This is a genomic window from Pseudomonas sp. TNT2022 ID642, from assembly GCF_028656995.1.
GTDB lineage: Bacteria > Pseudomonadota > Gammaproteobacteria > Pseudomonadales > Pseudomonadaceae > Aquipseudomonas.
The window spans coordinates 22,444-35,500 of record NZ_JAMDGW010000001.1; the positions used below are offsets into that span (position 1 = coordinate 22,444).

Here is a 13,057-nt window from a genome sequence, read left to right on the forward strand (position 1 = left end):
GTGGTACCTCATCAGCCGGTTAGGCGTACCCGGCATCCCTGGGGTCAGGGACACCGGGAGTTTCTTATCTACTTCACCTGGGTGGTGGCGAAGTTATTAGTGGTGAGAGGACTGATGTGATAGCCCTCTACATTGTTACGCATTGCGGTAAACATCCTGGTGTGGGCCATGCTGATCCACGGTTGATCCTGATTAAACAGGACCTGAGCCTGCTCATAGAGTTTCGCGCGTTCGGCCGGATCAACTTTAGCCCGTGCTTCGTCGAGCAGTGCCTGGAATTTCTCGTTGCACCAGCGTGCGTAGTTTTCGCCGTTCTTGGCAGCTTCGCAACTGAGCATAGGCGTCAGGAAGTTATCCGGGTCGCCGTTGTCGCCCGCCCATCCGGCAGACACCATGTCGTGCTCACCGGCCTTGGCGCGTTTGAGCATTTCGCCCCATTCCATCACGCGGATGTCGATCTTGATCCCGACTTTCGCCAGGTCGGCCTGCATCATTTGCGCGCCGAGCATCGGGTTGGGGTTGGTCGGACCGCCACCGTTGCGGGTAAACAGGGTAAACACGGTGCCTTCCGGAACCCCGGCTTCCTTGAGCAGCTTGCGGGCGGCGTCGAGGTCACGTGGCGGGTTCTTCAGGTCGTGGTTGTAGCCGAGCAGGGTCGGCGGGTACGGGTTGACCGCGACCGACGCATTGCCTTTGCCGAACAGCGCGTTGACATAGGCTTCCTTGTCGAACGCGATGTCGATGGCTTTGCGCACGCGCACGTCGCTCATGTACTTGTGCTGGGTGTTCATGGCGATGTACGAGACGGTCATCGCGTCCAGTTCATCGACTTTCAGGTTGCTGTCTTTCTTGATGCTCGGGATGTCGTCCGGTTTTGGATACAGGGCGATCTGACACTCGTTGGCCTTGAGCTTTTGCAGGCGCACGTTGTTGTCGGTGGCGATGGCCAGGATCAACGCGTCAGCCGGCGCCTTGCCTCGGAAGTAATCCGGGTTGGCCTTGAAGCGCACCTGAGCGTCTTTTGCGTAGCGCTGGAAGATGAACGGGCCGGTGCCGATCGGCTTGTTGTTGAGGTCGCCGGTCTTGTTGGCCTTGAGCAACTGATCGGCGTATTCGGCCGGGTAGATCGAGGAGAACGCCATCGCGATGTCGGCCAGGAACGGCGCTTCGCGGCGGGTCAGGGTGAACTTGACGGTGTTGTCGTCGACTTTTTCGACGTTTTTCAGCAGTTCCTTGAAGCCCATGCTTTCAAAGTACGGGAAGCCCACGCTCGACAGTTTGTGCCATGGGTGATTCGGGTCCAGCTGACGCTGGAAGCTCCAGACCACGTCGTCGGCGTTCATGTCGCGGGTCGGCTTGAAATATTCGGTGGTGTGAAACTTGACGCCTTTGCGCAGGTGGAACGTGTAGGTCAGGCCGTCTTCGCTGATGTCCCAGGACTCGGCGAGAGCCGGGATCACTTCAGTGGTGCCGGGCTTGAAGTCGGCCAGGCGGTTGAAGATGGTTTCGGCCACAGCGTCCGCCGTGACTGCAGTTGTGTACTGGACCATATCGAAGCCTTCCGGGCTGGCTTCGGTGCAGACCACCAAGGGTTTGGCCGAGACGCCAACAGCGACACTCAGCAACGCAGCCGCGATGGCCGCACGTAGGGGAAGCATTTTCATCGATAACCCTCTGCAATCGGTTGAAGACAAAAAACCGAACGGCCGACTCATCATGAGTCAGCCGTCGGTTGGCGTTTTTACAGGATGTTGAATGGAATCGTGGTCACGAGACGGAACTCGTTGATGCTGCCGTCGGACTGGAATTCGCTCGCACGGTGCGCGGTGTAAGTGCCGCGAATGGTGGTGGCTTTCAGAGGACCGCTTTGTACGGCATAGGTCGCCCCGATACCGTATTCATAGTGGTGTTCGCCATCCTGTTCCTGGATGCCGTCATAACCCTTGCCTGCCACGCCTTTGTTGCCGTTGTAGTGGGTGCCGTCGATGCCCCAGCCACGCGCCTGGTAGATGTTGAACTTCAGGCCTGGAACGCCGTATTCAGCCATGTTGATGGCGTAGGAAACCTGGAAGGATTTCTCGTTCGGGCCGTTGAAGTCCGACAGCAGGGAGTTGGCCAGGTAGATGCCGTTGGTTTCGTGCAGGTAGTCGAAGTACTCGTTACCGTTCACTTGCTGGTAGGAGAAGGTCAGGTTGTGGGCCTGGTGAGTCAGGCCGAACGACAGCGAGTAAGTATCGTTGTCGATATCGCCCAGCAGCTTTTTGCCTTCATCCACGGTCTTGTAGTAGTTCAGGCCGGTGGTCAGGGCGAGGACACTGCTGTCACCCAATTCATGGGTGGCACCGAAGTAGTACTGGTTCCACAGGTCTTCGACCTGAGTGCCCCACAGGCTGGTTTTCAGGCTTTCGAGCGGCTGATACGTGATGCCGGCGGTGTTTACGTGGTCGGATTCGACACGGCCGTTGGCATATTCAGCACGGAATTTCTGCAGGCTTTGTTCCGAACGTGGCGAAACACGGTCGAAAGTGGCTAGGTCGAAAGACAGGTTGTTCAGTTCTTCACTGTGCAGGGAAATACCTTCGAAACTCGATGGTAGTGCACGGTTACCGATCACGTCGACTTGCGGGCTGCTGAAGCCCATGCGGCCGGCGGTCAGAGTGGTGTTGGAAACGCGGGCCTTGATGTTGGCCAGGCCCAGCTTGCTCCACTGATCGACCGCATCACCGCTGCCCTTGTGCGTCAGCGTACGGTTGTTACCCGACGCCGTGCCAGTTTTTGGCGCGCCACCGTTACCGGCCGCGAGGTTCTCGCGGTCACGCTCCAGGGCGATCGCGTTATAGGCTGCCACTTCAGTGCTGAAACCTACGGTGCCCTCGGTGAAGCCCGAGTTGTACTTGACGATGGTGCCCTGAACCCAGTTGATCCGGCGGTCGGTTTCGGCCAGCGAACCATTCTTCTTGTAGGCGAACTTGCCGCCACGCTTCAGTTGTTCGTTGGCGTACCAGTTACGCGTGGTACCGGTGATCGACTGTCCTTCGACGAAGCCGGTGGCCTCAGCCTGGGCGCTCTTGGTGTTGACGGTCACCGGGGTGAACGCCTGACTTTGGGTTTCCGCATAAGCCGTGGCGGTGATGCTGCTGATGGCCAGGGCCAGTATCGCGGTGCTGCTCAGTTTCATGGGTGAAGCTCCTTTACTTTCTTTTTATGCCGGCTTTTTTTGGTATGCCGGTTATTGGTTTAGAACTCATTCACACATCGCAAACGTTTGCCAAAGGCCGGATTGGCGAATTTCGGCAAAGCGCTTGCGTGAGGGGCTAGACAGTGCCCCCCAGCGTTGCGGCTAAAACGGTTGGTTTAATCGATACCGACACCCGAGAACACGTTGCGACCGAACGGGCTGACTTTGAAGCCCTCGATTCTGGCGCTTAACGGTTGGTTGACCGTCGAGTGGGCGACAGGCGTGATCGGCACTTGCTGTTTAAGCAATTGCTGGGCCTGTTTGTAGAGCACGGTGCGCTGGTCGCGGTCGGTGACGACCTTGGCCTGTTTGATCAGCTTGTCGTAAGCCGGATCGCACCACATGGAGTAGTTGTTGCCGCCGATGGCATCGCAGCTGTACAGCGTGCCGAGCCAGTTGTCCGGATCGCCATTGTCACCGGTCCAGCCGATCAGGCTGATGTCATGCTCGCCATTTTTGGTGCGCTTGATGTACTCGCCCCATTCGTAGCTGACGATCTTCACCTTCAGACCGATCTTGGCCCAGTCCGCCTGAAGCATTTCGGCCATCAGTTTGGCGTTCGGGTTGTATGGACGCTGCACCGGCATCGCCCACAGGGTGATCTCGGTGCCTTCTTTGACACCGGCAGCCTTGAGCAGCTCTTTGGCTTTTTCCGGGTTGTAGGCGGCGTCTTTGATGCTGTCGTCGTAGGACCACTGGGTCGGTGGCATGGCGTTGACGGCCAGTTGGCCGGCGCCTTGATAAACAGCGTTGAGAATTCCTTGTTTATTCACCGCCATGTCCAGCGCCTGGCGCACTTCGAGCTGGTCGAATGGCTTGTGGCGGACGTTGTAGGCAATGTAGCCGAGGTTGAAACCCGGCTTGGAGATCAGTTGCAGTTTCGGGTCGGCCTTCAGCGCTTCAACATCGGCAGGGCGCGGATGCAGGGTGATCTGGCATTCGCCGGCCTTGAGCTTCTGCACACGTACCGAGGCGTCGGTGTTGATCGCGAAGATCAGGTTATCGAGTTTGACCCGGCTCGGATCCCAGTAATGTTTATTACCGGTGTAACGGATGTTCGAGTCTTTCTGATAACTCTTGAACACGAACGGCCCGGTGCCGATCGGTTTCTGGTTGATGTCGCTCGGCTTGCCTTCGGCCAGCAGTTTGTCGGCGTATTCGGCGGACAGGATGGCGGCGAAGCTCATGGCGATGTTCTGAATGAACGCGGCGTCGACGCTGTTGAGCGTGAACTCCACGGTCAGCGGCCCGGTCTTCTCGACCTTGGCGATGTTCTTGTTCAGGCTCATCCCGTTGAAGTACGGGAACTCGGTTGGATAAGCCTTACGGAAAGGTTGCTGTGCATCGAGCATGCGATTAAACGTGAACAGCACGTCATCGGCGTTGAAATCGCGGGTCGGTTTGAAGTACGGCGTTGTATGAAATTTCACACCTTCACGCAGGTGAAAGGTGTACTTGAGACCATCCTCGGAAATATCCCACGTGGTTGCCAGGCCAGGTACGACATTGGTCGCGCCTTTTTCGAACTCGACCAAGCGGTTGTACAGCGGTTCGGCGGCGTCGTTATCGGTCGCTGTCGTGTACTGCGCGGTATCAAAACCCGCCGGGCTGCCTTCAGAGCAGAACACCAGACTTTTACTGGCGGCGAAACTGGCGGACGAGGCGGCCAACAGGCCGGCGCCCAGCAATGCGGAAAAAATCAAGGTATGGCGCATGACGCTCCCTCTTTTTTAGTGTTGTTCAATGCGCCGTCGTCTCATCCGGAGACGTTTTGGCAGCATTTAGCTCAATCCAGTACGTGCAGCAAACCGGTGGCCCACACAGAAACTGGTCAGTACCCGACGGTAGGGGCCGCGGTCCTGGCAGTAAATGCGTAAATGCCTTAAAGCTCGTAGGAAAAGGCGACGCGTCCTATACCACTGTGGTAATCCGCAGCGGAATTGGCTGTAGGCAATTTCCTAACTTCCCGGCAGGTAAAACAACGGCGACGTCAAAAACGTCGCCGTTGCAGTGCCTTATTTGCTGACGCTGACGCCGTAGAAGGAGTTCAAGCCAAATGGGCTGATCTTGAAGTCCTGCACGTTGGCGCGCATGGGTTGGTACACCGTCGAGTGAGCGATAGGTGTCATCGGGACTGCATCTTTGAGGACGTGTTGTGCCTCTTTGTACAGTTCGGTGCGCTTACCTTGGTCGGTTGTGCGCTTGGCTTCTTTGACGAGGCCGTCGAACTTTTTGTCGCACCACTTGGAGAAGTTGTTGCCGCTGAGCGAGTCGCAACCGAACAGCACGTTCAGCCAGTTGTCCGGGTCACCATTGTCACCGCTCCAGCCAATGATCATGGCCTGGTTCTCGCCACCTTTGGAGCGCTTGATGTACTCGCCCCACTCGTAGCTGGTGATCTTCACTTTCAAGCCGATCTTGGCCCAGTCGGACTGGAGCATTTCAGCCATCAGTTTGGCGTTCGGGTTGTATGGACGCTGCACCGGCATCGCCCACAGCACGATCTCGGTACCTTCCTTGACGCCGGCTTCCTTGAGCAGCTGTTTGGCTTTCTCGGGATCGTACTTGGCATCTTTGATGGTGGTGTCGTAAGACCATTGGGTCGGCGGCATGGCATTGACGGCCAGTTGGCCAGCGCCCTGGTAAACCGAGTCGATGATCTGTGGCTTGTTCACCGCCATGTCCAGCGCCTGACGTACACGCAGGTCAGCCAGCGGGTTCGCCTCGTTGCTGCCCTTGACCTTGTCCATCACGTTGTAGGCGATGTAGCCCAGGTTGAAGCCAGCCTGGTCAGGCATCTTCAGGGATTTGTCTTCTTTCAGCGCTTTCAGGTCGGCCGGACGCGGGAACAGGGTGACCTGGCACTCGTTCTTTTTCAGCTTCTGAATACGTACCGACGGGTCGGTGGTGATGGCGAAGATCAGGTTGTCGATCTTCACGTCATCCGGCTTCCAGTAGTCCTTGTTGCCGGTGTAACGGATGTTGGAATCTTTCTGATAGCTCTTGAACACGAACGGGCCGGTGCCGATCGGCTTCTGGTTGATGTCGGCAGCCTTGCCTTCTTTCAGCAGCTGCGCTGCGTACTCGGCGGATTGTACCGAGGCGAAGCTCATGGCCATGTTCTGGATGAACGCAGCGTCGACTTCTTTCAGAGTGAACTTGACGGTGTGGTCGTCGACTTTATCGATCTTGGTGATGTTGGTGTCCATCCCCATGTCGGTGAAGTACGGGAATTCGGTCGGGTACGCCTTACGGAACGGGTCATCCTTGTTAATCATGCGATTGAAGGTGAACAGCACGTCGTCGGCGTTGAACTCACGAGTCGGCTTGAAATACGGGGTGGTGTGGAACTTGACGCCTTCACGCAGGTGGAAGGTGTAAGTCAGGCCATCATCGGAAATGTCCCACTTGGTCGCCAGACCAGGAATCACGGCGGTGCCGCCGCGCTCGAACTGGGTCAGACGGTTGAACATGGTTTCGGCTGAGGCGTCGAAGTCGGTTCCGGTGGTGTACTGGCCTGGGTCGAAACCGGCCGGGCTGCCTTCGGAGCAGAACACCAGGTTAGTCGCAGCGGATGCGAAAGGTGCGGAGGCTAACAAGCCTGCGCCGACTAAAAACGGAATGACCGCGTGTTTAAGCATGTTGGCCTCATGATTTGTTGTCATTTTTTAGTTGTGAGGTACGACCTCGTGAGTCGTGCCTGCGGATACTTATGCAGGGGCCATACCCATTGCAAGATCCAGAGTGACTGCCGGCCTCAAAGCGTGGCACGAACGTACCTTAATGTCGCATCTGTATAACTTCTGACGCATTTGACCGTTTGCGAGTGGTTTTTACGGTGCAAATGAAGCCCCAAAACGGTGCGCTGGTCACCTTGTGCGCGCCGCCTTGGGGCTTGGTGTTACTTATTTATACCCACGCCATAGAAGGGGGTTAGACCGAAGGGGCTGATCCGGAAGTCGGTGACTTCCTTGCGCAGCGGCTGGAACACCGTGGAGTTGGCAATCGGTGTGATCGGCACTTGCTGTTTAAGGATCAGTTGCGCCTGTTGATACAGTTTTACCCGTTGCTCTTTATCCGTGGATAACTTGGCCTGTTGCACCAGTTTGTCGTAGGCCGGATCGCACCATTTGGCGTAGTTGCTGCCTTTTACCGCCGCGCAGCTGTAGAGCACGCCAAGCCAGTTGTCCGGGTCACCGTTGTCACCTGTCCAACCATAGATCATGGCGTCGTGTTCGCCATTTTTGGCGCGTTTGATGTACTCGCCCCATTCGTAGCTGACGATGTTGGCCTTGATGCCGATTTTCTCCCAATCCTGCTGGATCATCTGCGCCGACATGCGCGCATTCGGGTTCGAAGCGCGCTGCACTGTCATCGCCCAAAGGTTGATGGTTGTACCCGGCGCAACCCCTGCTTCTTTCAGTAGCACCTTTGCTTTTGCCGGGTCGTAGGGCGCGTCCTTGATGTTCGGGTCATACGACCATTGCGCCGGCGGCAAGGCGTTTTGGGCCAACTGGCCGGCGCTTTGGTAGACGGCTTTGATGATCGCTGGTTTGTCGATAGCCATGTCCAGCGCCTGCCGCACTTTGAGCTGGTCGAGAGGTGCATGGGTGGTGTTGTAGGCGAGGAAGCCGAGGTTGAAACCGGCTTGTTTGAGCACGCGCAGGTTCGGGTCTTTTTCCATCACTTCGATGTCGGCCGGGCGTGGATAGCCGCTGACCTGGCATTCGCCGGCCTTGAGTTTTTGCAGGCGCACGGCGGCGTCGGGAGTGATCGAGAAAATCAGGTTATCGATTTTGACGTCTTCGGGTTTCCAGTAGGCCGTGTTGGCGGCGTAGCGGATTTGTGAATCCTTCTGATAGCGCTTGAACACGAACGGGCCGGTGCCGATCGGCTTCTGGTTGAGGTCGGCGGCTTTGCCTTCCTTCAACAGTTGGGCGGCGTATTCGGCCGATTGCACCGAGGCGAAGCTCATGGCGAGGTTTTGCACGAAGGCGGCGTCGACGTTGTTGAGGTTGAAGCGCACGGTGTTGTCGTCGAGTTTTTCGACCGATTTGATCGTGGTGTTGAGGCCCATGTCGGTGAAGTAGGGGGACTCGGCGGGGTAGGCCTTGCGGAAGGCGTTGTCCGGGTCGAGCAGGCGCTGGAAGGTGAAGAGCACGTCGTCGGCGTTGAAGTCTCGGGTGGGTTTGAAGTAGTCGGTGGTGTGGAATTTTACGTTTTGGCGCAGGTGGAAGGTGTATTGCAGGCCTTCCGGGGAGATGTCCCATTTTGTCGCCAGGCCGGGTTCGATGTCGGTGCCGCCGCGTTTGAATTGGGTGAGGCGGTTGAAGACGGTTTCGGCGGAGGCGTCGAAGTCGGTGCCGCTGGTGTATTGGCTGGGGTCGAAGCCGGCGGGGCTGGCTTCGGAGCAGTAGACCAGGGTTGTGGCGGCGTTGGCTAGTGGGGCGGTTGTGGCCAGGGCCAGGGAGATCAGGAGCGGTTTTAGGGTGAATCTTGGCATGGAATCCCCGGGAAGATTGGAGGTGGTTGTTGGTTGAGGTTAGCGGGGAATAGCGGGGTATCGGAAATATCGTTTTTCTCGGGGGAGTGTCTATCTCGGTATATCTGGGCGTTTTTTATTGGGTGCATATCCGTTGCTTCGGTTATGGCTGCTTAGGGTTCCGCCCTTACGGCGGGTCACTTTTTCCAGACGCCGAAAAAGTAACCAAAAAGGCTTGCTCCTACGTGCGGCCCGCTCGCTGGGGCTCGGGGTTCCTTCGCGCCAAACGGTCGCTGCGCTCCCACCCCCGGATCAATCCCTCCACTCAGCCTTCCGACGTCGCCCGTGGATCAAGATCAAGAGCAGGCGAGCTGACACTCGGCCTATTGAGTGGTGAAGAGCGTGGGTGTGCGGCTTTTGATTTGCGTTGTTGCTGCCCCTCACCCCAGCCCTCTCCCGAGGGAGAGGGAGCCGATGGTGGGCCTCTCAGAATCTGAGTTCAACGCGGTATCGCACGTCGGCGTAGCTCTGCCAAACACCTCGGTCAGTCCCCTCTCCCTACGGGCGGTCCGACGTTTCGGGAGGGCTAGGGTGAGGGTTGGCTTTTGGCTGTTTAAATTTGTGTCAAATAACCAGAACCTTCCCACAAGGTTTTCAGGTTGTCCGTCGGACGTGCGCTCTCTAGGCTCTGGTTGTCGCTGAATGTTCAGTGATCGGGTGTGAGAACCCGCCGAGCTTGAAACTAGCACCAGTAAGACCATAATTGCGGCCGGCTTATTCGCTGTCGCAATGCCTTATGGCGGCTGTGTGCGGGCAGACTTCGGTCTGGCCGGTTTTCTGCTCACCGGTTTCTCACTCCGCACATAGCTGCCACCCTTTGCCACGTGAGAAATGGCTGAGGGCGGCTCGAATGACGAGCAGATTTTCATGAAAGATAAAATTGTCCCCGATCCACCCCTCGAATCCACAACCCCACTCGAAGACGCCATCCGCGCCGACGATCAGATCAAAACCCGCGAAGCCATCAAACGCGCCCTGGATTTCTACCTCAGCCCCGAGCCCCTCAAACCCCGGCAACCCAGCACAATGTTCCTGATCCAGCCGAACATCGACACCGAAAGTCTGCTGGCGCATGCCTGTGAGTCACTGGCATCGGCGAACACGTTAACCGGTAACTTTGCCGATCAGCTTGGCCGGCCTGAGCGTAATACGGCGTTGGCGATTCAGCAGATCATCATGCTGGCCGAGATGGCGGTGAATCGGGCGCTGGATCGGGTTGATCCGCAGACTTGATACCGCGTTATCGTTCATCGCGAGCAGGCTCACTCCTACAGGGGAATGCATTCCAAATTGTAGGAGTGAGCCTGCTCGCGATGGCGACGGAACATTCAACACAAAATTTGCGGGCACAAAAAAACCGCCGATCATTCACCGATCGGCGGTTTTTTATTCAGCCTAGATCAAATCACTGCATCAACACTTCAATCGAGCCATCAGCCGTCATGCTGACTTGGCTGGTGCCCGCTTCAACTTCCGGCGTAACCGGTGCCGAATCCATCGCCGCCGCTTTCATCATCATCGGTGCGCGCAGGTACGGCTGTGGATAACCGTTACTGTTGAGGTTCAGGTTGACGATTTTGTAACCCTTGCCGCCCAGTGCATCAGTGGCCAGTTGCGCGCGGGCCTTGAAGGCGGTTACGGCTTCTTTGAGCAGGGCGTCTTCACTGGATTTGCGGGTCGGGTCGGCGATGGCGAAGTCCATGCCGCCCATTTTCAGGTCGCCCAGCAGTTCGCCGGTGAGTTTGGACAGGGCGGCGAAGTCGGCGCTTTCCAGGCGCAGTTCGGCGCGCTCACGCCAGCCGGTGATCTTCTGGCCTTTGGTGTCGTAGATCGGGTAGCTGTTGCGGCTGCCTTGGCGCAGGGTGATGTCTTTGACTTGCTTGGCCTGGGCCAAGGCCTTGTTCATGGTGGTGCTGACGTCGGCGGCGAGTTTCGCCGGGTCGGTGTTTTGTTCTTCGGTGTAAAGGGTGACGATCATCAGGTCGCGAGCGACTTCCGTGCTGACTTCGGCGCGCAGGGAAATCTGGTTGTAGTGCAGCTCATCGGCGGCCAGCGCCGGAAGGCTGGCGATGCTGCCGACGGTCAGGGCGAGAAGGGCGGCGCTGCGGCGGAATGTGTGCATGAAAGCTCCTTGATGAGGGCGCAGGTGATGGTTCGGGGGCCTGCGTGAAACCATCAGACTCTAGCTTTTATGATCCGGTTCGCCCAGTTACAACTTCTATACAGATGACCGTAGCGGCTGCGAAGCCATTCGCGAGCAGGGGAATGCATTTCAAAGGTGGGAGCGAGCCTGCTCGCGAAGACGTCCTTATAGCCGCCGATAATGTTTTTGCCATGTGGTTGTTTGCCGCACTTTCGCCTCTCAAGCCCGCGGCTTGGTTATACTCCGTGCGATCCGCCTGGAGCGCTCATCAGGAGAGCTCATGCTCGCCCCCGTACAATTGACTTCCGCCACTCGCCAGAACCTCTGGCGACTGACTTTCATCCGCACCCTGGTGCTCGCCGCGCAGGCTGGCTCCGTTGGCCTGGCCTACTGGCTGCAATTGTTGCCGTTGCCGTGGGTGCAACTGGCGATGACCCTCGGCTGCTCGACGCTGCTCTGCGTGTTCACCGCGGTGCGTTTGCGAACCTCGTGGCCAGTGACCGAACTCGAATACGCCCTGCAACTGGCCTGTGATCTGGTGATCCACAGTGCGCTGCTGTACTTCTCCGGCGGTTCGACCAATCCCTTTGTTTCCTATTATCTGGTGCCGCTGACCATCGCCGCGGTGACGCTGCCGTGGCGTTATTCGGTGATCTTGTCCGGCATCGCGCTGGCGTTGTACACCGTGATGTTGACGCGGTTCTATCCGCTGGAAACCTTGCCGGTCGCTCGCGAGAACCTGCAGATCTACGGCATGTGGCTGAGCTTCGCGCTGGCCGCTGCGGTGATCACCTTCTTCGCGGCGCGCATGGCTGAAGAGTTGCGCCGTCAGGAAGAATTGCGCGCGATCCGTCGTGAAGAAGGCCTGCGTGACCAGCAATTGCTCGCCGTCGCCACGCAAGCCGCTGGTGCCGCCCATGAACTGGGCACGCCGCTGGCGACCATGAGTGTGCTGCTCAAAGAGATGCAGCAGGATCACCACGACCCGATGTTGCAGGACGATCTGAAGGTGCTGCAGGATCAGGTCAAGTTGTGCAAAGAGACCTTGCAACAACTGGTGCGCGCCGCCGAGGCCAACCGGCGTCTGGCTGTCGAGATGCAGGACGTCACCGACTGGCTCGACGAAGCGCTGAACCGCTGGCACCTGATGCGTCCGGAGGCCAGCTACCGTTTCCATCGCCTCGGCCAAGGCACCGTGCCGCGCATGGCGCCGCCGCCGGATCTGACTCAGGCGCTGTTGAATCTGCTCAACAACGCCGCCGATGCCTGCCCGGAAAACCTCAAGGTGACCCTGGACTGGGACGCGGAAACCGTGACCATCAGCATTCGTGACCACGGCGCCGGCGTGCCGCTGGCCATCGCCGAACAGATCGGCAAACCGTTTTTTACCACCAAGGGCAAAGGTTTCGGCCTGGGCCTGTTTTTGAGCAAGGCCAGCGTGACACGCGCCGGCGGCTCAGTGAAACTCTATAGTCATGAGGAAGGCGGCACGCTCACCGAGCTGCGCCTGCCCCACGGCGCCCGAGGAGACCAACATGAGTGACGAAATCCAAGTCGAAGGCGAAGAACTGCCGCATTTGCTGCTGGTCGACGACGACGCAACGTTTACCCGAGTAATGGCCCGCGCCATGGCTCGCCGTGGCTTTCGCGTCAGCACCGCCGGTTCTGCCGAAGAAGGCCTGACCATTGCCCAGGCCGATCTGCCTGATTACGCCGCGCTCGACCTGAAAATGGACGGCGATTCCGGTCTGGTGCTGCTGCCCAAACTGCTGGAGCTGGACCCGGAAATGCGCGTGGTGATCCTCACCGGTTATTCGAGCATCGCCACCGCGGTCGAAGCGATCAAGCGCGGCGCCTGCAACTACCTATGCAAACCGGCCGATGCCGACGACGTGCTGGCCGCGTTGCTGTCCGAGCACGCCGACCTCGACAGTCTGGTGCCGGAAAACCCGATGTCGGTTGACCGTCTGCAGTGGGAACACATCCAGCGCGTGCTCACCGAACACGAAGGCAACATCTCCGCCACTGCCCGTGCCCTGGGCATGCACCGCCGCACTCTGCAGCGCAAACTGCAGAAGCGCCCGGTTCGTCGCTGAACCTGCGCTGAACGACTATCGCCAGCCCTCGCGATAAA

General features: G+C 58.2%; 9 protein-coding genes. 3 read left to right on the forward strand and 6 right to left on the reverse strand.

Features of this window, described 5'->3' with window-relative positions; translation table 11 throughout:
* Window positions 1–68 precede the first annotated feature (68 nt).
* The 5 genes from M5G26_RS00095 to M5G26_RS00115 form a co-directional block, all read right to left on the reverse strand.
* Window positions 69–1,664, reverse strand: a complete 1,596-nt coding sequence (locus M5G26_RS00095) for an ABC transporter substrate-binding protein (RefSeq protein ID WP_095049735.1) — start codon at window positions 1,662–1,664, stop codon at window positions 69–71.
* A gap of 77 nt (window positions 1,665–1,741) precedes the next feature.
* On the reverse strand, window positions 1,742–3,178 hold the full coding sequence (locus tag M5G26_RS00100) for an OprD family porin (protein ID WP_123594510.1): 1,437 nt from the start codon (window positions 3,176–3,178) through the stop codon (window positions 1,742–1,744).
* Window positions 3,179–3,354: 176 nt separating this feature from the next.
* A complete protein-coding gene (locus tag M5G26_RS00105; RefSeq protein ID WP_150691847.1) occupies window positions 3,355–4,953 on the reverse strand; it encodes an ABC transporter substrate-binding protein in 1,599 nt (532 codons plus the stop codon).
* A gap of 300 nt (window positions 4,954–5,253) precedes the next feature.
* Entirely contained in the window at window positions 5,254–6,879 is a 1,626-nt protein-coding gene (locus M5G26_RS00110; RefSeq protein ID WP_127925815.1) for an ABC transporter substrate-binding protein, read from the reverse strand.
* A gap of 260 nt (window positions 6,880–7,139) precedes the next feature.
* Entirely contained in the window at window positions 7,140–8,741 is a 1,602-nt protein-coding gene (locus M5G26_RS00115) for an ABC transporter substrate-binding protein (protein ID WP_273914155.1), read from the reverse strand.
* Between the two features lie 906 nt (window positions 8,742–9,647).
* On the opposite strand from M5G26_RS00115, the gene M5G26_RS00120 reads away from it, so the two are divergent.
* Complete coding sequence (locus M5G26_RS00120) at window positions 9,648–10,013, forward strand: DUF6124 family protein (RefSeq protein ID WP_273914156.1); 366 nt, start codon at window positions 9,648–9,650, stop codon at window positions 10,011–10,013.
* A gap of 172 nt (window positions 10,014–10,185) precedes the next feature.
* Here the strand turns inward: M5G26_RS00120 and M5G26_RS00125 are convergent, their stop codons facing one another.
* Window positions 10,186–10,902 carry an SIMPL domain-containing protein gene (locus M5G26_RS00125; protein ID WP_137219250.1) on the reverse strand — a complete coding sequence of 239 codons (717 nt, stop codon included), beginning with the start codon at window positions 10,900–10,902 and terminating at the stop codon, window positions 10,186–10,188.
* 301 nt (window positions 10,903–11,203) lie between these two features.
* On the opposite strand from M5G26_RS00125, the gene M5G26_RS00130 reads away from it, so the two are divergent.
* Both M5G26_RS00130 and M5G26_RS00135 read left to right on the forward strand, forming a co-directional pair.
* Entirely contained in the window at window positions 11,204–12,466 is a 1,263-nt protein-coding gene (locus tag M5G26_RS00130) for an ATP-binding protein (protein WP_134174566.1), read from the forward strand.
* Window positions 12,459–13,019, forward strand: coding sequence for a response regulator transcription factor (locus M5G26_RS00135; RefSeq protein WP_003221630.1), 561 nt, complete (start codon window positions 12,459–12,461; stop codon window positions 13,017–13,019). The genes M5G26_RS00130 and M5G26_RS00135 overlap by 8 nt, the downstream gene beginning before the upstream one ends.
* Window positions 13,020–13,057: the final 38 nt, after the last annotated feature.

Bases quoted from the DNA above. Each gene is read 5' to 3' on its own strand.
- M5G26_RS00095 (WP_095049735.1), bottom strand. From the start codon at position 1,664: ATGAAAATGCTTCCCCTACGTGCGGCCATCGCGGCTGCGTTGCTGAGT.
- M5G26_RS00100 (WP_123594510.1), bottom strand. From the start codon at position 3,178: ATGAAACTGAGCAGCACCGCGATACTGGCCCTGGCCATCAGCAGCATC.
- M5G26_RS00105 (WP_150691847.1), bottom strand. From the start codon at position 4,953: ATGCGCCATACCTTGATTTTTTCCGCATTGCTGGGCGCCGGCCTGTTG.
- M5G26_RS00110 (WP_127925815.1), bottom strand. From the start codon at position 6,879: ATGCTTAAACACGCGGTCATTCCGTTTTTAGTCGGCGCAGGCTTGTTA.
- M5G26_RS00115 (WP_273914155.1), bottom strand. From the start codon at position 8,741: ATGCCAAGATTCACCCTAAAACCGCTCCTGATCTCCCTGGCCCTGGCC.
- M5G26_RS00120 (WP_273914156.1), top strand. From the start codon at position 9,648: ATGAAAGATAAAATTGTCCCCGATCCACCCCTCGAATCCACAACCCCA.
- M5G26_RS00125 (WP_137219250.1), bottom strand. From the start codon at position 10,902: ATGCACACATTCCGCCGCAGCGCCGCCCTTCTCGCCCTGACCGTCGGC.
- M5G26_RS00130 (WP_134174566.1), top strand. From the start codon at position 11,204: ATGCTCGCCCCCGTACAATTGACTTCCGCCACTCGCCAGAACCTCTGG.
- M5G26_RS00135 (WP_003221630.1), top strand. From the start codon at position 12,459: ATGAGTGACGAAATCCAAGTCGAAGGCGAAGAACTGCCGCATTTGCTG.